Origin of the sequence: Aestuariispira ectoiniformans (assembly GCF_025136295.1) — a bacterium.
Taxonomy (GTDB): domain Bacteria; phylum Pseudomonadota; class Alphaproteobacteria; order UBA8366; family Aestuariispiraceae; genus Aestuariispira_A; species Aestuariispira_A ectoiniformans.
Genome location: NZ_CP062788.1, coordinates 3,082,167 through 3,101,912, shown reverse-complemented (window position 1 = coordinate 3,101,912; position 19,746 = coordinate 3,082,167). Strand labels below are relative to the sequence as shown.

General features: G+C 56.7%; 19 protein-coding genes. 8 read left to right on the top strand and 11 right to left on the bottom strand.

Annotated elements, in window-relative coordinates:
- Position 1: 1 nt before the first annotated feature.
- From IF205_RS14535 to IF205_RS14520, 4 genes are read right to left on the bottom strand one after another with little or no spacing between them, the layout of a single operon-like run.
- The gene (locus IF205_RS14535) at positions 2-976 is read right to left on the bottom strand and encodes an ABC transporter permease (RefSeq protein WP_259780076.1); all 975 of its coding nucleotides are present in this window, start codon (positions 974-976) and stop codon (positions 2-4) included.
- A gap of 2 nt (positions 977-978) precedes the next feature.
- On the bottom strand, positions 979-2,106 hold the full coding sequence (locus IF205_RS14530; RefSeq protein ID WP_259780075.1) for an ABC transporter permease: 1,128 nt from the start codon (positions 2,104-2,106) through the stop codon (positions 979-981).
- The gene (locus IF205_RS14525; protein WP_259780074.1) at positions 2,103-3,701 is read right to left on the bottom strand and encodes an ABC transporter ATP-binding protein; all 1,599 of its coding nucleotides are present in this window, start codon (positions 3,699-3,701) and stop codon (positions 2,103-2,105) included. The genes IF205_RS14530 and IF205_RS14525 overlap by 4 nt, the downstream gene beginning before the upstream one ends.
- 24 nt (positions 3,702-3,725) lie before the next feature.
- On the bottom strand, positions 3,726-4,724 hold the full coding sequence (locus IF205_RS14520; protein WP_259780073.1) for a BMP family lipoprotein: 999 nt from the start codon (positions 4,722-4,724) through the stop codon (positions 3,726-3,728).
- Positions 4,725-4,937: 213 nt separating this feature from the next.
- Here IF205_RS14520 and IF205_RS14515 point away from each other — a divergent pair, with 213 nt between their 5' ends.
- Complete coding sequence (locus tag IF205_RS14515) at positions 4,938-6,107, top strand: MFS transporter (RefSeq protein ID WP_259780072.1); 1,170 nt, start codon at positions 4,938-4,940, stop codon at positions 6,105-6,107.
- On the opposite strand, the gene IF205_RS14510 is transcribed toward IF205_RS14515, so the two are convergent.
- Together IF205_RS14510 and IF205_RS14505 are read right to left on the bottom strand one after the other, a co-directional pair.
- Positions 6,077-7,075, bottom strand: coding sequence for a glycosyltransferase family 4 protein (locus tag IF205_RS14510; protein ID WP_259780071.1), 999 nt, complete (start codon positions 7,073-7,075; stop codon positions 6,077-6,079). The genes IF205_RS14515 and IF205_RS14510 overlap by 31 nt on opposite strands.
- Positions 7,076-7,882, bottom strand: a complete 807-nt coding sequence (locus IF205_RS14505; RefSeq protein ID WP_259780070.1) for a UDP-2,3-diacylglucosamine diphosphatase — start codon at positions 7,880-7,882, stop codon at positions 7,076-7,078.
- Between the two features lie 167 nt (positions 7,883-8,049).
- Between IF205_RS14505 and IF205_RS14500 the strand changes: the two genes are divergently transcribed.
- Positions 8,050-8,928: a diacylglycerol/lipid kinase family protein gene (locus IF205_RS14500; RefSeq protein ID WP_259780069.1), complete on the top strand. Its 879-nt coding sequence runs from the start codon at positions 8,050-8,052 to the stop codon at positions 8,926-8,928.
- Between the two features lie 3 nt (positions 8,929-8,931).
- Here IF205_RS14500 and IF205_RS14495 read toward each other — a convergent pair whose 3' ends face one another.
- Positions 8,932-10,824: an ABC-F family ATP-binding cassette domain-containing protein gene (locus tag IF205_RS14495; RefSeq protein ID WP_259780068.1), complete on the bottom strand. Its 1,893-nt coding sequence runs from the start codon at positions 10,822-10,824 to the stop codon at positions 8,932-8,934.
- A 156-nt stretch (positions 10,825-10,980) separates the two neighbouring features.
- Here IF205_RS14495 and ndk point away from each other — a divergent pair, with 156 nt between their 5' ends.
- A complete protein-coding gene (ndk, locus tag IF205_RS14490; protein ID WP_259780067.1) occupies positions 10,981-11,403 on the top strand; it encodes a nucleoside-diphosphate kinase in 423 nt (140 codons plus the stop codon).
- 135 nt (positions 11,404-11,538) lie between these two features.
- Here the strand turns inward: ndk and IF205_RS14485 are convergent, their stop codons facing one another.
- The 3 genes from IF205_RS14485 to purM all read right to left on the bottom strand — a co-directional run bounded on the left by IF205_RS14485 (position 11,539) and on the right by purM (position 13,462).
- Complete coding sequence (locus IF205_RS14485) at positions 11,539-11,670, bottom strand: hypothetical protein (protein ID WP_259780066.1); 132 nt, start codon at positions 11,668-11,670, stop codon at positions 11,539-11,541.
- An 86-nt stretch (positions 11,671-11,756) separates the two neighbouring features.
- Complete coding sequence (gene purN / locus IF205_RS14480) at positions 11,757-12,401, bottom strand: phosphoribosylglycinamide formyltransferase (protein ID WP_259780065.1); 645 nt, start codon at positions 12,399-12,401, stop codon at positions 11,757-11,759.
- On the bottom strand, positions 12,398-13,462 hold the full coding sequence (gene purM / locus IF205_RS14475; protein WP_259783294.1) for a phosphoribosylformylglycinamidine cyclo-ligase: 1,065 nt from the start codon (positions 13,460-13,462) through the stop codon (positions 12,398-12,400). Before purM ends, purN begins: the two co-directional genes overlap by 4 nt.
- Positions 13,463-13,530: 68 nt before the next feature.
- On the opposite strand from purM, the gene IF205_RS14470 reads away from it, so the two are divergent.
- From IF205_RS14470 to IF205_RS14450, 5 genes are all read left to right on the top strand, one after another.
- Positions 13,531-14,646, top strand: a complete 1,116-nt coding sequence (locus tag IF205_RS14470) for a DUF2066 domain-containing protein (RefSeq protein WP_259780064.1) — start codon at positions 13,531-13,533, stop codon at positions 14,644-14,646.
- 48 nt (positions 14,647-14,694) lie between these two features.
- On the top strand, positions 14,695-15,783 hold the full coding sequence (locus IF205_RS14465) for an AI-2E family transporter (protein WP_259780063.1): 1,089 nt from the start codon (positions 14,695-14,697) through the stop codon (positions 15,781-15,783).
- Positions 15,780-16,484, top strand: coding sequence for an HdaA/DnaA family protein (locus IF205_RS14460; protein WP_259780062.1), 705 nt, complete (start codon positions 15,780-15,782; stop codon positions 16,482-16,484). Before IF205_RS14465 ends, IF205_RS14460 begins: the two co-directional genes overlap by 4 nt.
- A 267-nt stretch (positions 16,485-16,751) precedes the next feature.
- Positions 16,752-17,531 carry an SDR family oxidoreductase gene (locus IF205_RS14455; RefSeq protein WP_259780061.1) on the top strand — a complete coding sequence of 260 codons (780 nt, stop codon included), beginning with the start codon at positions 16,752-16,754 and terminating at the stop codon, positions 17,529-17,531.
- 127 nt (positions 17,532-17,658) lie between these two features.
- Positions 17,659-19,173 (top strand): CYTH and CHAD domain-containing protein, encoded by a 1,515-nt coding sequence (locus IF205_RS14450; protein ID WP_259780060.1) that lies wholly within the window; start codon positions 17,659-17,661, stop codon positions 19,171-19,173.
- A gap of 6 nt (positions 19,174-19,179) precedes the next feature.
- Here the strand turns inward: IF205_RS14450 and IF205_RS14445 are convergent, their stop codons facing one another.
- Positions 19,180-19,689: a SixA phosphatase family protein gene (locus IF205_RS14445; protein WP_259780059.1), complete on the bottom strand. Its 510-nt coding sequence runs from the start codon at positions 19,687-19,689 to the stop codon at positions 19,180-19,182.
- Positions 19,690-19,746 lie beyond the last annotated feature (57 nt).

The following is a 19,746-nucleotide window of genomic DNA, read 5'->3' as shown; positions in this document are numbered from 1 at the left end:
CTTAACGCTCCTTGACGTAGGGCACGCCGATTGCCTTGGGCGCAATCGCCTTGCCGATGAAGCCTGCCAACAGGACTACGGTTAGAATATACGGCAATGCCTGGATCAATTGAACCGGTACTTCTCCAATGCCTGGGATCGCCACGCCCTGCAGGCGGATGGCAACGGCGTTGAGGAAGCCGAACATCAGACAGGCACCCAGGGCAGGAGTGGGCCTCCACTTGCCGAAAATCATTGCCGCCAGGGCGATATAGCCCTGACCTGCAGACATTTCGCGCACGAAGGATGCGTTTTGTGCAATCGACAGATAGGCCCCGCCGATGCCGCAAAGTGCACCGGCGATCATCACGGCGCGATATCGCAGGAAGGTGACGGAAATCCCGGCTGTATCGACGGCCTTCGGGTTTTCACCCACGGCGCGCAGACGCAGACCAAAGCGGGTCTTGTAGACCACCCACCAGGTGAAAGGGACCGCCAGGAATGCGATATAGACCAGCAGGTTATGGCCGCTGATCACGCTATGGTAAATCGGTCCCAGGACCGGAACGTCAGACAGCGCCTCCGCACCCGGCAGGGTAATCGGTCCGAAACGCCCGTTTTTGGATACCGCCGGGGTCTGCCCGCCCTGGCTGAACCAGGCGAGGCCGAGGACCACGGTCAGGCCGGACATCAGGATGTTGATGGCAACGCCACTGACCACCTGGTTGCCTTTATGCGTGATGCAGGCAAAGCCGTGTAGCAGGCTGAGGCAGACAGAGGACAGCATGGCCACACCCAGGCCGATCCATGCGGAATCAAAGACATAGGCCGCACTGGCAGCGGCAAAGGCACTGCCGAGCAGTTTACCTTCCAGGCTGATGTCGATGATGCCGGAGCGTTCGGAGAACAGACCGGCCATGGCACAGAGAATCAACGGCGTGGAAACGCGCATCGTACCCGCCAGGGTCGATACGAGAATTGCAAATGTATCGTCCATGATCAGGCCTCCTGTTCTTTCGGTGCTTTGCTTTTCAGGACCATCCAGAACAGCATCTCGACCCAGGGTTTGCACATGAGGGCAAGGGCGCCGCAGAACAGAATGATCAGACCCTGAATGGTCACGACATATTCACGGGTGATGGTCGGAATGTCGAAGGCAAGTTCCGCGCCGCCCTGGAACAGGGCCCCGAACAGGAGGCTTGCCAGGATGATGCCGACCGGATGGTTGCGGCCCATGAGGGAAACCGCGATCCCGGTGAAGCCGTAACCGGCCACAAAGTTCAGCAGAATCTTGTGATGAACGCCCATCACTTCATTGAGGCCGACAAAGCCAGCCAGCGCACCGGAGATGCCCATCGCCAGCATAATGACCTTGCGCGGGTCGATACCGGCATAGACGGCGGCCTTTTCGCTTTGCCCCACGGTCCGGATTTCAAAGCCCCAGCGCGTGCGCCAGATAAAGAACCACACGAAGACACAGCAAAGCAGGGCGAAGATGATCGACAGGTTCAGCGGAGAGCGGGTGATTTCCATCCCGAACCAGGCAAAGGCCTCATGCATGAAGGGAATTTGCCCGGCACTGGTGAAGTCCCGGCTTTCCGGAGACATCTGGCCCGGTTCGATCAGGACATTCACCATCAGATAGTTCATCAGTTCAAAAGCAATGAAGTTGAACATGATGGTGGTGATCACGATGTGGCTACCGCGATAGGCCTGCAAATAGGCCGGAACGGCGGCCCAGGCGGTGCCGAACAGACCGGCAGCCAGAATACCGATCGGCGCCAAAGCCCAGAACGGCAGGTAGTTGTCGAGCGCCAGCATCGCCAGCCCGACACCCAGGCCGCCAATATAGGCCTGACCTTCGCCACCGATGTTGAACAGGCCCGCGTGGAATGCCACGGCAACGGCCAGACCGGTGAAGATGAAGTTGGTTGTGTAGTAGAGCGTATAGCCCAGGGCCTCTTCGTAGCCGAAGGCGCCATAGATCAGGATTTCCATGGCCTCGAGCGGGTTTTCCCCGATCAAAAGCACGATCAGGCCAGCCACGATCAGGGCCAGCATGATGTTGATCAGCGGGATGACGCCGACGTCGATCCAGCGGGGGAGGGGCGGTTTTGCCTGGCTCATGCCTTGCCCTCCTGTTTCTGCTTATTTCGCGGCATTGCGTTTGCCATCATCAGACCCAGAGTTTTCTCGTCGGCCTCATCACCGGCAACCTCGCCGACGATACGCCCTTCGAACATCACCAATATGCGGTCGCTGAGCGACATGATCTCGTCCAGTTCCACAGAGACGACGAGGATCGCACAGCCTGCATCCCGCATGGCGATGATCTGTTTGTGAATGAATTCGATTGCGCCGATATCCACGCCACGGGTCGGTTGCCCGACCAGCAGGATCGGCGGGTTCCGGTCCATCTCGCGCGCCAGGATCAGCTTTTGCTGGTTGCCGCCGGAGAAATTGGCGGATTTCAGATGAGGATCGCGCGGGCGGACGTCATATTCTTCCATCAATCGCGCGCATTCCTTGGTGACCTTGTCCAGGTCGGTGAGGAATTTGCCGTTATAGGCCGGGTCCCGGTGGTGACCCAGAATGGAGGATTCATTGGCGTCAAAAGCCGGGATCAGACCCAGGCGCAGCCGGTCCTCGGGGACATGGGCCACGCCGAGCTTGCGCATTTCTGCAGCATCCAGCGGACTGTCGGGGGATATGACCTGGCCGTTGACTTCCAACTGGCCGGAATCCAGGAACATCATTCCGGACAACACATCCAGAAGTTCGCTTTGGCCATTGCCCGAAACACCTGCGATACCGACGATTTCACCGGCGCGCAGTTCCAGCGACACATTGTCCAGTCGCTTCACGCCAAATGAATCCTTCAATGTGGCACGTTCGACCTTCATCATGGCCTTGCCTGCCTGGGCAGGGGACTTGTCCATCTTGATACGGACTTTGCGACCTACCATGAGTTCCGCCAGTTCTTCACGATCCGTCTCGGAAGTCTTGCGGTTGGCAACGATCTGGCCTTGACGCATGACGGAAACATTGTCCGTTACAGCCATGATTTCACGCAGTTTATGAGTGATCAGGATCACCGTGACGCCACGACTTTTCAAGGAATCAAGAATACGGAACAACTGGTCGGTTTCCTGCGGCGTCAACACGCCTGTGGGCTCGTCCAGGATCAATATTTCTGCACCCCGGTAGAGTGCCTTCAGGATTTCGACGCGTTGCTGTTCGCCAACCGGCAGGTCGCCGACAACGGCATCGGGATCGACATAGAGATTGTATTCCGCCTCCAGATGCTCCAGCTCCTTGCGTGCGTCAGCCGCACTGCCGGATAGCATCTGGCTGGACTCCGCGCCCAGCATGACATTTTCGAGAACCGTGAAATTGTCGATCAGCATGAAATGCTGATGGACCATGCCGATGCCGGCGGCGATGGCATCATTTGAATTTTTTATCTTAACCTTTTGGCCGGAAATAAAAATATTGCCTTTGTCGGCCTCGTAAAATCCATAAAGAATGCTCATCAGGGTCGACTTGCCAGCGCCATTTTCACCGACGATGCCGTGGATCGTGCCCTTTGGTACGGTCAGGTTGACGTTGTCGTTTGCCTGAACCGGCCCGAAGGCTTTGCTGATACCCTGTAGATCAATGGCAGCCGGGGAGCTCACGCTCCCCGGTTTAACCATTTCCGGCTGATTGCCAGAACCTGTCATTTTCATACCCAATTGCAGACTGAATTAGTAGCTGCAGCTGTTGTCCGACATGTAATCGTGGACTTTGATCTTGCCCGCGATAATGTCTTTTTCAGCCTGATCGACCTTTGCCTTCATGTCGGCGGTGATCAGGTCCTTGTTGTTTTCGTCCAGCGCCCAACCAACGCCGCCTTCGGCCAGGCCCAGATTATTGATGCCCGGTTTGAACTTACCTTCAGAGGCCGTTTTGAAGACGTTGTATGCAGCAACATCCACGCGTTTGACCATGGAGGTCAGCATGGTGCCGGGATGCAGGTGGTTCTGGTTGCTGTCGACGCCGATGGCATATTTGCCGGAGTCAGCGGCAGCCTGATAGACACCAACGCCGGTACCGCCGGCTGCTGCGAAGACGACGTCTACGCCACGGTCAAACTGACCTTTGGTCAGTTCTGCGCCACGGCCCGGATCGTTCCAGGCAGACGGGGTGGAACCGGTCATGTTCTGAATGACTTCCACGTCCGGCTTGGCATATTTCGCGCCTTGCTCGTAACCACAGGCGAATTTGCGGATCAGCGGAATATCCATGCCGCCGACAAAACCGACTTTGCCGGTCTCGGATTTCATTGCCGCGAGCATACCCACGAGGAAGGAGCCTTCCTGCTCTTTGAAGACAATGCTCTGCACATTCGGTTTATCGACGACCATGTCGATAATGGCAAAGTTGGTATCCGGGAATTCGGTCGCGACTTTTTCGATCGCGGGCGCCTGGGCAAACCCGATACCCAGAACCGGATTTGAACCGCGCTGTGCCATTTTACGGATGGCCTGTTCGCGCTGGGTCTCGTTGGTGACCTCGAACTCGCGATAGCGCGTGCCGGACTCTTCCTTGAATTTCTCTGCGCCGTGATAAACACCTTCATTGAAGGATTTATCGAATTTGCCGCCCATATCGAAGACGACAGCCGGCTTGAAATCCGCCGCATGTGCGGTCGCAACGCCAAGAATGATCGTGGCCAGACCGGCAGCACGTGTCAGTGTTTTCATTGTTCTCCCCTGTGGCTTGGTTGCGAACTGTTTCGCTTTTTCACTACCGGGCGGGGCCCCATTTCCGTTAGGGCCCTAAAGACCGGCAACTGTTCCCTATAGCATGGTTGACCAAATGGACAAATAATTTATCGGACCAACTCCGGCGGCCATTATAGGGCGGTTGCCTTCCGTCTGGAAGACGCGTAATTCGAGCTTATGCAGACTCCTTTATTGAGAAAAACCCAATTCCTGTTTGCCGGTCAATTCGTCGCCCTGTTCGCGGCGGGCGGTATTGTCTTGCCGTTTTGGCCCTACTGGCTTGGAAGCCAAGGTTTTTCCGCCAATGAGGTCGCCCTTGTGCTGGCCGTTTGTACGGCGGCACGTGTCGTTCTGGCCCCGGGAATAAGCGCCATTGCCGATGCCAGCGGCAATCGAAAACGGGTGCTGTTCTTGGTGGCGCTGGCCTTTCTCTGCGGGCTTGTTCCGTTTTTCAATCTGTCAGGATTCTGGTCAATCCTTCTGCTCTGGACCGTGGTCGGAACATTGTTCACCACCATGATTCCAATGTCCGACAGTCTCAGTGTCGTGGCAACGAAGCAACTGGGGCTGGATTATGGGCGGGCAAGGCTTTGGGGATCGCTCAGCTTTATCGTCGTCTCGACGGCTGCAGGCTGGTTTCTTTCAGGGCGTTCCGCGGATGCGGTGCTCTGGATGCTGATGCTGGCGGCGGTTGTGATCTGCGGTACGGTTTTGTTGCTGCCGGACCTGAAGACATCCGCCAAAAACGGCAAGGCCACCATGGCATTTGCCGAGGCCTTGCGGCAGCCGGGTTTCCTCGGGTTTCTTGGTGTTACGTCAATGCTTCTGGCAAGTCATGCAGTTCTCTACGGGTTTGGAACATTGCACTGGACCGCAGCAGGCCATTCCGAAACGGTTGTGGGGATGCTGTGGGCGGAGGGCGTGATTCTGGAGGTGCTGGTTTTTGCCTTCGGCGGATGGTTGTTGCGTCACCTGAACATTACCGGGCTTTTTCTGTTTGCAGTAGTTGCCGGTGTCATCCGCTGGACTGTGCTGGGGGTCACGACGGACCTTGTCTGGCTCTTTCTGGTGCAGGCCCTCCACGCCGGAACATTCGCCGCGGCGCATCTGGCCTCCGTAACCTTCATCGGCCGCAGTATGCCCGATCATTTGGGGTCGACGGCGCAGGGGCTGTTCGATGCCTGCGCGATGGGGATCGTCTTTGCTGTCGCAATGTGGGGCGGAGGGGCTCTCTATGATGCCTTTGGCGGCCACGCCTTCTGGGCCATGGCCGCCATGTCGGGTATCGGCGGGGTCTTGCTGCTGTCCCAATGGGGGCAACTGGGCGGCCATCAAACAGCGACAAGGTTCTCCAGAAACTGATCCGTGCATTTCGCCCAGGTATATTGCTGTGCATGGGCAATGGCTTTTTCCCGGTCGATCCTCATGGCATTCAGGGCAGCCTCTCGTAGGTTCTCGCCCAGACAGCCGGGGCCGTTATGGCCGATCACGTCCAGGGGGCCGGGCACCGGATAGGCAGCCACAGGCATGCCACTCGCCATGGCTTCTAGAAGCACCAGGCCGAAGGTGTCGGTCCGGCTGGGGAATACGAAGACATCTCCGCTGGCATAGTGCTGGGCCAAGTCCTCTCCATATTTGGCACCGGTGAAATGGGCGCTGGGGTAGGCGCGGCGCAATTCCTCCAGGGCCGGTCCGTCGCCAACAACCAGCTTGCTGCCGGGGAGGTCGAGGTCCAGGAAATCCTTGAGGTTCTTTTCAACGGCAACCCGGCCGATGTAAGTGAAAACGGGTTTTGGCAAGTCCTTGATAGCCGGTTCCAGATCGGGGCGGAACAGGTCCAGATCCACACCACGGGACCAGCGACAGATATTTTCGAAACCCTTGGCTTTCAAATTGGTCTCAATGCTGTTGGTCGCGACCATCAAACCGCCCGATGGACCATGGAACCAGCGCATGAAGCGATAGCCCCAACTGAGGGGTACGGGAAAACGTGCCGTTACATATTCCGGGAAACAGGTGTGATAGCTGGTGGTAAAACCAAGCTTTTTCTTCACACAGATATTCCGTGCGGCAAGCCCCAGCGGCCCTTCGGTGGAGATATGGATATATTCCGGTTGAACCTGTTCCAGAATTTTTGCGATTTTCGCTGCGGGCTTCAGCGACAGCCGGATTTCGGGATAGGTCGGGCAGGGGAGCGTCTTGAAGTCGTTCGGCGTGATCATGTGAACTTCATGGCCGCGCTTGGTGATTTGGTCGATGGTTGTTTCCAGGGTACGGACAACACCATTGGTCTGCGGACGCCAGGCATCCGATACAATTAAGATACGCATCTATGCTGCTGCTTTGTTGGTGTCGGAAACAGATTGCGGCGCGAGCTTTCCAGTCTCCTTGGCGTGCTCTTCGGCCCATCGGATGATCTCGAACTGACCGTCGCTGTGTTCCACAAGGGCGGTACAGCTTTCGACCCAATCGCCGTCATTCATGTAGACCATACCGTCGATATCCCGGATTTCGGCATGGTGGATATGGCCGCAGATAACGCCGTCAACGCCCTGGCTTTTTGCCTCATGGGCGACAGCTTCCTCAAAGCTGGCGATATATTGTACGGCGTTTTTTGCCTTCATTTTCAGATAGGCGGAAAGGGACCAATAGCTGAAGCCCAGTTTGCGGCGAGCGATATTCAGATAGGTATTGATGCCCAGAAGCACCGTGTAGGCCCAGTCGCCCAGGACCGCGAGCCATTTGGCATATTTCACCACACAATCGAACTGGTCGCCGTGCAGCACAAGATAGCGTCTGCCGTCACCTGCCTCGTGAATGGCTTCGGTCCTGACTTCGATGCCACCGAAATGGGTGCCGATATACTCGCGCAGGAATTCGTCATGGTTGCCGGGGATAAAAATAACCTCGGACCCCTTGCGTGCCTTGCGCAGAAGCTTTTGCACGACGTCGTTATGGGCCTGTGGCCAATACCAGGATTTTTTCAGGCGCCAGCCGTCGACGATATCGCCGACCAGATATATCTTTTCCGCATCATTATGCTTGATAAAGTCCAACAGCGTATCGGCCTGACAACCGCGTGTGCCGAGGTGGATATCCGACAAGAAGATACTACGGTATTTCGTGCTCTTGGCCATGATTTCCAGCTCTCCAATGTCTGAGAAACTGGGATTGAAATCTCAGATTCGCGTGACTCTTTTGTTGCATTGTTACGGTTGTCACCTAATCAAAAGAAAAGTTTCACTTAACCGTCACGCTGGGGCAGGATAGGGTCCGGGCTTTGTGAAAACGACAGGTTGAAGGCATGCGGCTTCTGATTATTCGCAACCCCGTTGCCGGGCAGCGACGCGAAACATTCTTTCAGGATATTCTGGACGGTCTGCGCATGCGCGGCTGTGCGGTTGATATTCTGGAGACGGAACGTCCCGGTCATGCGGCGGAACTGGCAACGGCCAACGGCGGCAAGGATTATGACCGCCTTGTTATCGCAGGCGGCGACGGAACCATTAACGAAGCGGTCAACGGATTGATGCGCCTGCAAACGTCCGTGCCTTTTGCAATCCTGCCGTTGGGAACGGCGAATGTCCTTGCCATCGAAATAGGTCTCGACTTTAAAAAGCGTGAGGCGGTGCTGGACTATCTGATGGGCGGGCGGGTGCGCTCCGTCTATCCGGCCCAGGTTGGCGGGCGTCACTTCCTGTTAATGGCAGGGGCCGGGTTTGATGCCCATGTCGTCGACGGTGTTTCCAGCCGCCTGAAGAAAATGGTCGGGAAACTGGCCTATGTCTGGTGCATGTTGCGCCTTTATGCGCGCGGCTGGACCCGTCGCTACGATGTGACGGTTGATGGCGAGAGGACCACGGCGCATTCGGTGATCGCAACCAATGCCCAGCATTACGGCGGCGCCTATAAAATTACCGATGAGACCAGCCTGCTGCGTCCGGGGCTTGTCGTCGTCCTGTTTGATAGCCAGCGCCGTGTCGATATTCTGCGGTCTGCGATATATCTTGCCCTGAACAAGCTTGGCGAGTTGCCGAATGTCCGCTGCCTGACGGCCAAGGAAGTGGAAATCCACGGAGGCAACGACGACCCGTTGCAGGTTGATGGAGATTCATCCATGACCTTGCCCGCCCGGATCGGGGCGGGAGAGCGAAGCCTGGCGATGATCTGGCCCACGGCCTGATCGTCAGGCGACTTCGCCTTCCAATGCCTCTGATGCTTCCAACCAGGCTGCTTCTGCGTCGTCCAGGGCTTCCTTCAGGTCAGCGGCCTTTTTGTTCAACGCTGTAATCTTGTCTGCCGGTCCATCGTAGATGGTCGGGTCGGCCAGATCCGCATGGACCTGCTCCAGGTCTTTGGACAGCTTTTCTATCCGCTTTTCTGCGTCCTTGACGGCCTTGCGCAGATGGGCGCTGGCGGCGCGGGCCTGCGCCCGGTTTTGCCGTTCCTGTTTCTTGTTCGGGCCGGTGTCGACCTTGGTGGCGTCGGTCTGGCGCTGGCTGCGTCTTTCCTCGCGCCGCTGTTCCAGAAGCTGCCTCTTGTAGTCTTCCAGCGTACCGTCAAAGCGTTTGCAGGTGCCTTCCGCCACCAGCCAGAGCCGATCGGCGCAGGCATTGACCAGATAGGGATCGTGGCTGACCAGGATGACAGCGCCTTCATAGCCTGCAAGCGCCTGGATCAAGGCCTGTCGGGAATCCATGTCCAGGTGGTTGGTCGGTTCGTCCAGCAGCAGGATATGCGGCTTATCCAGGCAGATGCAGGCCAGGGCAAGGCGGGCCTTCTCTCCGCCGGACAGGTCCTGGATGGCCGTTTCCGCCTTGCTTTGGACGAAACCAAACGCGCCCAGATGATTGCGAATTTGCTGTTCCAGCCATTTGGGGCGGAGGGACTGCACATGGGATATCGGCGTTTTCCCGGCGTCCAATTCGTCCAACTGGTTCTGCGCGAAATACCCCACGGTCAGCTTGCCGGATTTGCGAAGCTCACCGTCTGTATGGCGCAGGCGACCGGCCAGGAGGCGCAGCAGGGTGGTCTTGCCGTTACCATTCGCCCCCAGCAGCGCAATGCGGTCGTCCATATCAATGCGCAGGTTCAGGCGCTTCAGGATCGGATGGTCGGGATCATAGCCGACCTCGCACCCTTCCATGGTCAGGATCGGCGGGGCCAGGGGCTCCGGATTCGGCAGATTGAAGGTGGTCGCGTGTTCATCCGACACCGGCGTGATGGGCTCCATCTTCTCCAGCATCTTGATCCGGCTTTGCGCCTGACGGGCCTTGGAGGCCTTGTAGCGGAAGCGGTCGATGAACTTCTGCATATGGGCGCGCTGCTCTTCCTGCTTTGCAGCAAGTGCTGCCTGGCGTTTGATCGCCTCACGCCGGGTATTCTCGAAGGTATCGTAGTTGCCGTTGTATAGCGTGAGCGTGCCGTCATGTAGATGCAGGATGCGATCCGGCACACGGTTCAGTAATCCGCGGTCATGACTGATGATGATGAGCGTTTTGGGATAGCTCATCAGATAGCTTTCCAGCCAGAGCGCCGCTTCCAGGTCCAGGTGGTTGGTTGGTTCGTCCAGCAGCAGGATATCGGGCTCAGAGAAGAGGGCGGCAGCCAATGCCACACGCATCTTCCAGCCGCCGGAGAATTCGCTGATCGGGCGCTGTTGCGCCTCTTCGCTGAAACCGAGGCCCGCCAGGATTATTGCCGCGCGGGCCGGGGCTGTATGCGCATCGATATCAGCCAGACGCGTATGAACCTCTGCAATGCGGGCCGGGTCGGTGGTGGTCTCGGCCTCTGAGAGGAGGGCCGTTCGTTCCTTGTCGGCGGCCAGGACGATTTCGGTCAGTGACTGATTGCCACTGGGGGCTTCCTGCGCGACGGTGCCGATGCTCTGGCGGTTGCCAATGGAAATCTCACCGCCGTCACCGTGCAGACCACCGAGAACAAGCTTGAAAAGCGTTGTTTTTCCGGCGCCGTTACGCCCGACCAGGCCGACGCGCTGGCCATCGGCGATTTGAACGCTCGCATCCTGGATAAGCGGGCGTCCGGCAATATGATAGCTGAGGTTCTTGATCGTTAACATGGGCGCGAGATAGCACGACAATACCCGGTTGGCAAAAGCGTTTCTGGAAGAATAGAAAACACATGGGGTTGCGGTTCTGCTCCAAGACGGTTATAAGCCCGCGCTGATCGCATAGGGTTCCTTATGCGAATAAACGAGATTTTCAGAGGCTCTATCATGGCTATCGAACGTACTTTTTCGATTATTAAGCCGGACGCAACGCGCCGGAACCTGACGGGCAAGATCAACGCCATGTTCGAAGATGGCGGCCTGCGCGTTGTTGCTCAGAAGCGCATCCGCATGACCCGCGAACAGGCTGAGACCTTCTACGGTGTCCACAAAGAACGCGCTTTCTTCAACGACCTGGTCGAATTCATGACCTCCGGTCCGGTTGTCGTTCAGGTTCTGGAAGGTGAAAACGCCATTGCTCGCAACCGCGAGATCATGGGCGCCACCAACCCGGCGAACGCTGACGAAGGCACGATCCGCAAGTCTTTTGCTGAGTCCATCGAAGCAAACTCCGTTCACGGTTCCGATGCACCGGAAACCGCCGCGGAAGAAATCGCTTACTTCTTTGCCGGTTCCGAAATCGTCGGTTAATCCGGTCTAAAGTAGAGATTACGAAGAAGGGTGCCGGTCGGCGCCCTTTTTTGTGTCCCGATTCAGAGGAACCTGGGAACTTGGCAATAAAAAACCCGGCAGATGCCGGGTTTTGTTAGTCAGGCATGGCAATGATCAGGTCAAGGTGGCCGCCATTACCAGCAATACAAACGCGATGGCGATGGTGGAAACGGTGATCATCTTTTTCAGCGTGTTCCAGGTTTCCACATTTGCACGCGGTGCTTGTTCAAATTCCATCTGATCCATGGTCCTAACCCTGTTTCTTGTTCCGGTACTTAAGCTCAAAGCCCGATGGGCTTTTTGATAAAACTCTATTTTTGCCTATAAGCGATTTAGGCGTCCCAGTCCAGTATTACAGGTCCTGGTTGCCCATCCACCAATGCTGTGTCGCCTGTGATTTCAACACGTCCTTCAGCGATCCACTGCAAGGCCTGCGGATAAATAACATGTTCGCGCGTCAGAACACGGGCCGCCAGGCTATCAGGCGTATCACCCGGCTCGACCGGCACTTTTGCCTGAATGATCAACGGGCCTGCATCCAGTTCCGGGCACACATAATGAACCGTGCATCCGTGATAGGCGTCGCCTGCCTCGATGGCACGTTGGTGCGTATGCAGCCCCCGGTGTTTCGGCAGCAGGGAGGGGTGGATATTAATCATCCGGCCTTCCCAGCCACGGACAAAGTCATCCGTCAGAATACGCATGAAACCGGCCAGACAAATCAGGTCCGCACCCGTGGCGCGAAGTGCCTTGTCCAGTTCGGCGTCAAAGCTTTCCCGGTCGTCGAATTCCGTATGGTCGATCAGGACTGTCGGAATTCCCGCCTGTCTTGCCCGTTCCAGGCCATAAGCCTGAGGACGGTTGGCCAGAACGGTGACGATTTCCGCCGGAAAATCGGGATTGCTGCAGGCGTCGATCAACGCCTGCAGATTGGAACCTCCGCCAGAGACCGCAACCGCGACCTTCAGCTTGCTCATTCCACGCCCTCGATTTCGACGGAAGGACCATCGCCGCGTTCCACCATGACACCAAGGCGATAGACCGATTCGCCCTGTTCCTCGAGGACGGCGGTGATTTCGTCCGTTTTATCCGCCTCGACGAACAGTGCCATGCCGATCCCGCAGTTGAAGGTGCGGAGCATTTCGCGCGTGGCGATGCCGCCAGCCTTGGCCAGCCACTCGAAGACCGGCAGGGCCGGCCAGGAGTTGCCTTTGATCCGACAGGCCAGATCTTCGCCGTAGACACGGGGCAGGTTTTCGTAAAAACCGCCACCTGTAATGTGGCAAAGGCCGTGAATACCACCGGTCTTGAAGGCCGCCAGAACCTGTTTCACATAAATGCGTGTGGGTTCCAGCAGGGCTTCGCCGATTGTGATACCTTCCGCAAAGGGGGCAGGATCGGCAAAGGTCAGGCCGTTGGTTTCCAGGATTTTGCGAACCAGGCTGAACCCGTTGGAGTGAACGCCACTGGAGGCAAGCCCCAGGATAACGTCACCGGCCTTGACCTGACTGCCGTCCAGCAGGCCGTCACGTTCGACCGCACCGACTGAGAAACCCGCCAGGTCATAATCGCCATCGCCGTACATACCCGGCATTTCAGCGGTTTCACCGCCGATGAGCGAGCAACCGGCCTGAACACAGCCGTCGGAAATACCGGCGACCACGTCGCGCGCGACATCAACCGTGAGCTTTCCGCAGGCGAAATAATCCAGGAAGATAAGTGGCTCCGCGCCTTGAACGATCAGGTCATTCACGCACATGGCGACCAGGTCGATCCCCACCGTGTCATGCTTGCCTGTTTCAAGGGCGATTTTCAGTTTTGTACCCACGCCATCGGTCGCGGCGACCATGACGGGATCCTTGAATCCTGCGGCTTTGGGGTCGAACAGACCACCGAAACCACCCAGGGAACTATCAGCGCCCGGCCGACGCGTCGCGCGGGCCAGCGGTTTAATGGCGTCGACCAACGCATTACCCGCATCGATATCGACACCGGCATCGCGATAGGTCAGGCCATTGGTTTTTTTATCGGTAACTATGGCATCCTCCCCGACAAAGGGGCTATATAAACAGCGTTCGCACCATACAAATTTCGGAGCGCTTTTCAATGCTGCTAGTACCGGTTCAACGCTTTTTCGCACTATTTCTTGTCGGGACGACCCTCTTTCTGGGCGTCACAACGGCCCGGGCAGAGGATTCTGTCTATCAGGTAAATGGTGTGGGGGTGGATATTACCGCAGGTAACGAGGCGGAAGCAAAGGCCAAGGGCATCGCGCGCGCCAAGCAGCTTGCGTTTGATCGTTTGCTGGCACGCGTGACGCTTCAGGAGGCCCGCGCAGGGATTCCGTCCATTGATTCCAAAAGCCTGGAGCCGATGATCTACGGGGTGTCGATTGCATCGGAAAAAATGTCTCGTGGCCAAGGGCACTATCTGGCGCGGATCAATGTGAGCTTCCTGCCGGATGCGGTTCGCAAGTGGCTGCAGACCAATCAGGTGTCCTATGCCGAAACCAAAAGTAAGAAACTGGTCATCCTGCCCGTGTTGCAGGAAGGTGCTGCCAACCGCCTTTGGGATGATGGCAATAGCTGGTTGAACGCCTGGGGGCAACTGGCGCTGGATGGTGGGCTGGTGCCCGTCGTGCTGCCGCTGGGGGACCTGAGTGATATCGCAACAATATCGGCCAGTCAGGCTCTGGAAGGTGATCAGGCGCGGCTCGACGCCATTGCACAAAAATATGGGGCGGACGGGGTGTTGCTGACAGTGGCACAGCCCCGGCTCAACGATGCCGGCGAGATCGCACAGTTGACCGTCAGTAGCCGCGTCTATGCGGCGGGATGGTCGCAAAGCGCCTATAACCAGTCGGCCAAGGCACAGGAAGGACAGGATGCTCAAGCCCTGATGGGCTATTCTGTTCAGCGCGTACTGGCGTCGATTGAGGACGACTGGAAGCGTCGGAACCTGATCGACTATTCCGGCGACAGGAACAAGATGGTCGTGACCGTGCCGTTGCAGTCCCTGAATGACTGGGTGACGCTGCGTAATGCGCTGGATCGTCTGGCAGTTGTCGACCACTACGTTCTGGAAAACCTGTCCACAACGCAGGCCGTTGTCGCATTGGACTATCTTGGAACGACGGACCAGTTGCAGACCGCTTTGGCGCAGGCCGACATGAACCTGCACTATGATACGGTAGAACAACGCTGGACCCTGGCGCTGCATTAATCGGTCATCTGTCATTTCAAATTTCGGGCAATCAGGGAAGGGGCCTTCATGACCACACAGCAGAAATCCTATTTTTGGATCGGTGCCTTGGTGATCTTTGTGTTTCTGCTTTATCTCCTGCGGGATGTCCTGCTGCCCTTTGTGGCGGGGATGGCTGTGGCCTATTTCCTGGACCCGGTTTGCGACTGGCTTGAAGAACACGGGTTGTCTCGTACGGCGGCGACAACCCTGGTGACGGTCATCTTCTTTATCGTCTTCATCATGGTGCTTGCCTGGGTCTTGCCGGCAGCCTTCCAGGAGATCGGCGCGCTGGCGCATAAGCTGCCGTCCTATCTGGGCGCATTGAAGGAGAAAGCGGCACCGCTGTTCAAGATGATGCAGGATTTCTTCGATGGGCAGGAATTGTCGGTTCTTTCGGACAAGGCCGCAGGGTTCACCGGACAGATATTCCAGACAGCCGGGCAAATCACCAAGCGATTCGTCAGCGGCATTGGCGCAGTCCTGAACGTCATTTCACTGATTGTCCTGACCCCGATCGTGACATTTTACATGTTGCGCGACTGGGACCGGATGGTGGCAAAGATCGACGGCTGGTTACCCCGGCCGGATGCGGAAACGGTTCGCAAACTGGCCCGTGAAATTGACGCGACGTTGAGTGGTTTCGCACGCGGGCAGATCATGGTGTGTCTGCTGCTGGGCAGTTTCTATGCCATCGGGCTGGCTTTGACCGGTTTGGAGTTTGGACTGATCATCGGCTTTCTGACCGGACTGATTTCATTTATCCCCTATTTCGGAATGGTCATCGGCTTTGCGGTTGGCATGGCGGTTGCCATCGCACAGTTTGACAGTTTCATCTGGATCGGTATGGTCGCCGCCGTTTTTGGGATTGGCCAGATTTTGGAAGGCTATGTTCTGACGCCGAAGCTGATTGGCGGACAGGTCGGGCTGCATCCGGTCTGGATTATTTTCGCGTTGATGGCAGGCGGAGCACTATTCGGTTTTCTCGGGGTTTTGATCGCCGTTCCGGTCACGGCCGTAATTGGAGTATTGACCCGCTTCTCTTTGAAGAAATATATGGCGAGCCCTCTCTACGATCATGCGCATCTGCTCGCGGGCGATGATCGAAACGACGAGTGAGTGACAAAGTGATGAATGCGACGAAACAGCTTCCTCTTGATCTGACCTTTCGTGCCGCCTTGGGACGCGAGGATTTCCTTGTTGCGCCTTGCAACGAGGAGGCTGTGGCGTTGCTTGATATGTGGCCGGCCTGGCCGACGGTTTCGACCGTCCTTTATGGCCCTGCGGGAAGCGGCAAGACGCATCTGATCAATGTCTGGTGCGAAACCAGCAAGGCGCGGGTGATTCGCGGCGAGGACCTGCAGAACGAAAATGTTCCAACGCTGGTGGAAGGTGCCACGGCGGTTGCGGTCGATGACGCCGACCTTTGCCCGGATTGGGAGGCATTGCTGCATCTTTATAATCTGGCGAAGGAACAGGGCATCTCGCTTCTGTTGACGGCAAAACAGCCTCCGTCCCGTTGGAATATCGACTTGCGTGATCTGGATTCGCGGCTTCGCACCGCACAGGTGGGGGCGCTGCGTGCACCGGAAGAGGACTTTATGGCGGCTCTTCTGCTCAAGCAATTCTCTGACCGTCATCTGTCCATCACCCCTGACGTCCTGGCCTATTTGCTGCCCCGGTTGGAGCGGAGCTTTACCGCGGTCCGTGATTTTGTGACGGCGGTCGATGCCGAATCGCTTGCGGCGAGAAGAAAGATTACGGTGCCGCTGGCCGGGCAGGTTCTGGAGATGCTGCAATCCCAGACCAAGGAAGACTAGTCCTTGCGCCTTCCGATTGAGGCTCCACGTTTATTTCGTTGATATCTGTCTCGGCGTGATCGGTGGTTCCGTCAAAGCACTTATTCTGAAAATACACGTGTTTGATGTTTACTTTGTGCCAAGTGCGACAAACACTGGCAGAGCGCTTTGTGCATCGCGTATCGTTGCAAAAAACCGAATGAATTAAGGGTAAACGGGCGTCATGAGATGATCTGGCGGCAGATAAGCGCTGGTTTCTGACGACCGGATAAAACGGGAGTATTGGGTATGGATTTGGGGTTAAAAGGCAAAACAGCAATCGTTTGTGCCTCTTCAAAAGGGTTGGGCAAGGCCTGTGCAATGGCCTTGGCACAGGAAGGCGTCAATCTTGTCATAAACGGCAGGAGTCCCGGACCGTTGGAGGTCACGGCAGAGGAAATTCAGAAGGCGACCGGGGTTCAGGTCACGCCGATTGCCTGTGATATTACTTCAGACGAGGGCCGGGCTGCGGTGCTGGACGCATGTTCCACGCCGGACATTCTGGTGAATAATGCTGGCGGGCCGCCGCCGGGCGACTTCCGTGACTGGGATAAAGAGGCATGGCATGCGGCGATTGACGCCAATATGCTGACGCCGATTTTCCTAATCAAATCCGTGATCGATCATATGATTGATCAACGGTTTGGTCGGATCGTGAACATTACGTCGTCTGCGGTGAAGGCACCGATTTCCATTCTGGGGCTCTCCAATGGCGCACGTTCCGGGCTGACAGGCTTTGTTGCCGGGCTGGCGCGTGATGTTGTCCAGCATAACGTCACGATCAACGGATTGCTTCCCGGCCCCTTCGAGACCGACCGCCTGTCCAGCAATATTGCGGCGGCGGCTGCGAAAAAGGGAATTTCCGCAGAAGATGAAGCCACATCCCGGCTGACCAGTCATCCCGCCCGCCGTTTCGGGGACCCGGATGAGTTCGGCGCGACATGCGCATTTTTATGCGGGGATAAATCGGGTTATATCAACGGCCAGAACATTCTGATCGATGGCGGCGGATTCCCGGGAACGTTGTAATTCCTAGATAAAGATCGCCTCATGGATCATCAAATAGTTTCTGCATGATGACGTCCATGTTAAAGTTTTGTAACTGTTATCTAACACCGCTTGTCGAATAGATTCGGTTTCAACTAGTCTGCTCCACATGGAACAGGAAGAAATAGAACTGAAAATGACTTTCGCCCCGGAAGAGCTGAAGCGCTTCCGGGGATCGTCATGGCTACGGCGTCTGACGGACGCGCCGGCCAAGCGAAAGCGCCTTTTTGCCCATTATTTCGATACGGCAGACCTGGACTTGCGGGCAAAGAAGATGTCCCTTCGTGTGCGCCGGGAAAATGGTGACTGGGTCCAGACGGTCAAGGCGAAGGGCGCGCGCAGTGGTGGGTTGCAGGCACGTCTGGAATTCAACGTAACCCGCGACAAGCCGACGGTGGATATTTCCGTCATCACCAGCGCGGAGATGCGGGACAAGATTTCTGCTCTGATAAACGGGCGAGAACTGGCGCCGGTATTTACGACAGACGTTTGGCGCACGGTTCGCCATCTTCACTATAGTGAAAGCAGGATTGAGCTTGCGATTGATACCGGATGGATCAAATCCGGCGACAAACGCGAAGCCGTATGTGAGGCAGAGCTCGAACTGCTGGAAGGCAAGGGGCGGGATATTCTGGCGCTGGCCTCGGAAATTCATGAAAAATTCGATTTTCAGGTCGGGAATGGTTCAAAGGCGGCCCGTGGTTATCGGCTTTTCCGACCGGACCTTTTGCAGCCTGTCTTTGCCGCGCCGCTGGTCCTTGATGGTGGAATGAATGCCTGGGAGGCCGCGGCGCTGGCGATTGCAGAAGGCCAGTCGCAGTTGATGGACAATGAGCCGGTCATTCTGGCAGACAGCGATGTGGAGGGGCTGCATCAGGCCAGAATCGGCCTGCGGCGCATGATGTCGGCCTTGACCCTGCTGAAGAAGCATACCCCCAAAGAGGACCGCAAGGCGTTGGTCCAGGATCTTCATTGGCTACAGAAGGTGACGGGCCCGGCCCGGGATTGGGACGTCTTCCTGAATGAAACTGTGGAGCCGCTTTTATCTGAAAACCCCGATAACGTCGCCTTGCGGGAGTTTGCCGGGCGGGTGAGGGAGTGGCGGGAGGCCGCGCATAAGGCGGTAGTGGAGGCACTGACCTCCGCGCGTTATACAGACATGTTGCTGCAGTTGGAAAGCTGGCTGATGCAACCGGCAAAAGGAAAGAGGCAGAAAGCCAAACTTAAATCAGTTTACAAAGACCCGCTTATTGATCTGCGGGCGGATGTCATGCATGTGGTGCCGGGCGATATCAGCGTTCTGACCGAAGAAGAGCTTCATGCGCTGAGGCTGGATATCAAGGCATTGCGCTATGCGGGTGAATTTTTCCAGGCACTGGGTCCGGAAAAGAAGACAGAGAAGTTCCTGAGGGCCTGCAAGAAATTGCAGGATTGTCTGGGAATTCTGAACGATATCGTCGTGACCGATGACCTGATCAAACAACTGGGCAAGAAGAAGGACCCGGTGATCAAGGAAAGCAAGGCGTTGATCACGGTGCTGCATAATGCGCGCAAAGCTGACAAGCTGAAAAATCTGGATGACTGCTGGAAGGCGTTTATTGAGGCAAAGCCCTATTGGAATTGAGGCGGCTTAGTCATTGTCCAGAAGGCGCGGCAGGACCAGCCTTTCCAGATGGCCGGTAGGGCCAATCTCCTGCCAGTGGGATGTGTTGAACCGGATGACCGCCAATGCAGCCGTCGGGAATTTTGCCGCGAGCTGTTGCCTGTCGGATTCCGCACCTGTCTGGATGAGGGAAAGGGCAAGGTCCTGGAGGGCAGGATTATGCCCGATCACCATAATGGTTTTAAAATGCTTGTCTTGTTGCCGGATGTTATCCACTAGAGCATTTGCCGATTCGCTATGATACAATTCGTGCCGCAACTGGATGGTGGCGTCCTGGTCCAGATAGGGCAGGATAAGTCCCAGGGTTTCGCGGGTTCGTTGTGCCGTGGAACACAGGATCAGACCGGGAAGCAGACCGCGTCTCTTGATGTATCCGCCGATCCTGGGGGCGGCCTTGAGACCGCGCGGGGCGAGCGGGCGCGAAAAGTCATCCAGTTTCCTATCGTTCCAACTGGACTTTGCGTGGCGGAGAAGCATTAAAGAGAGCATTTGCTACCTATTTGACGGAAATGTTAAAAACTTCATATGTTTGAA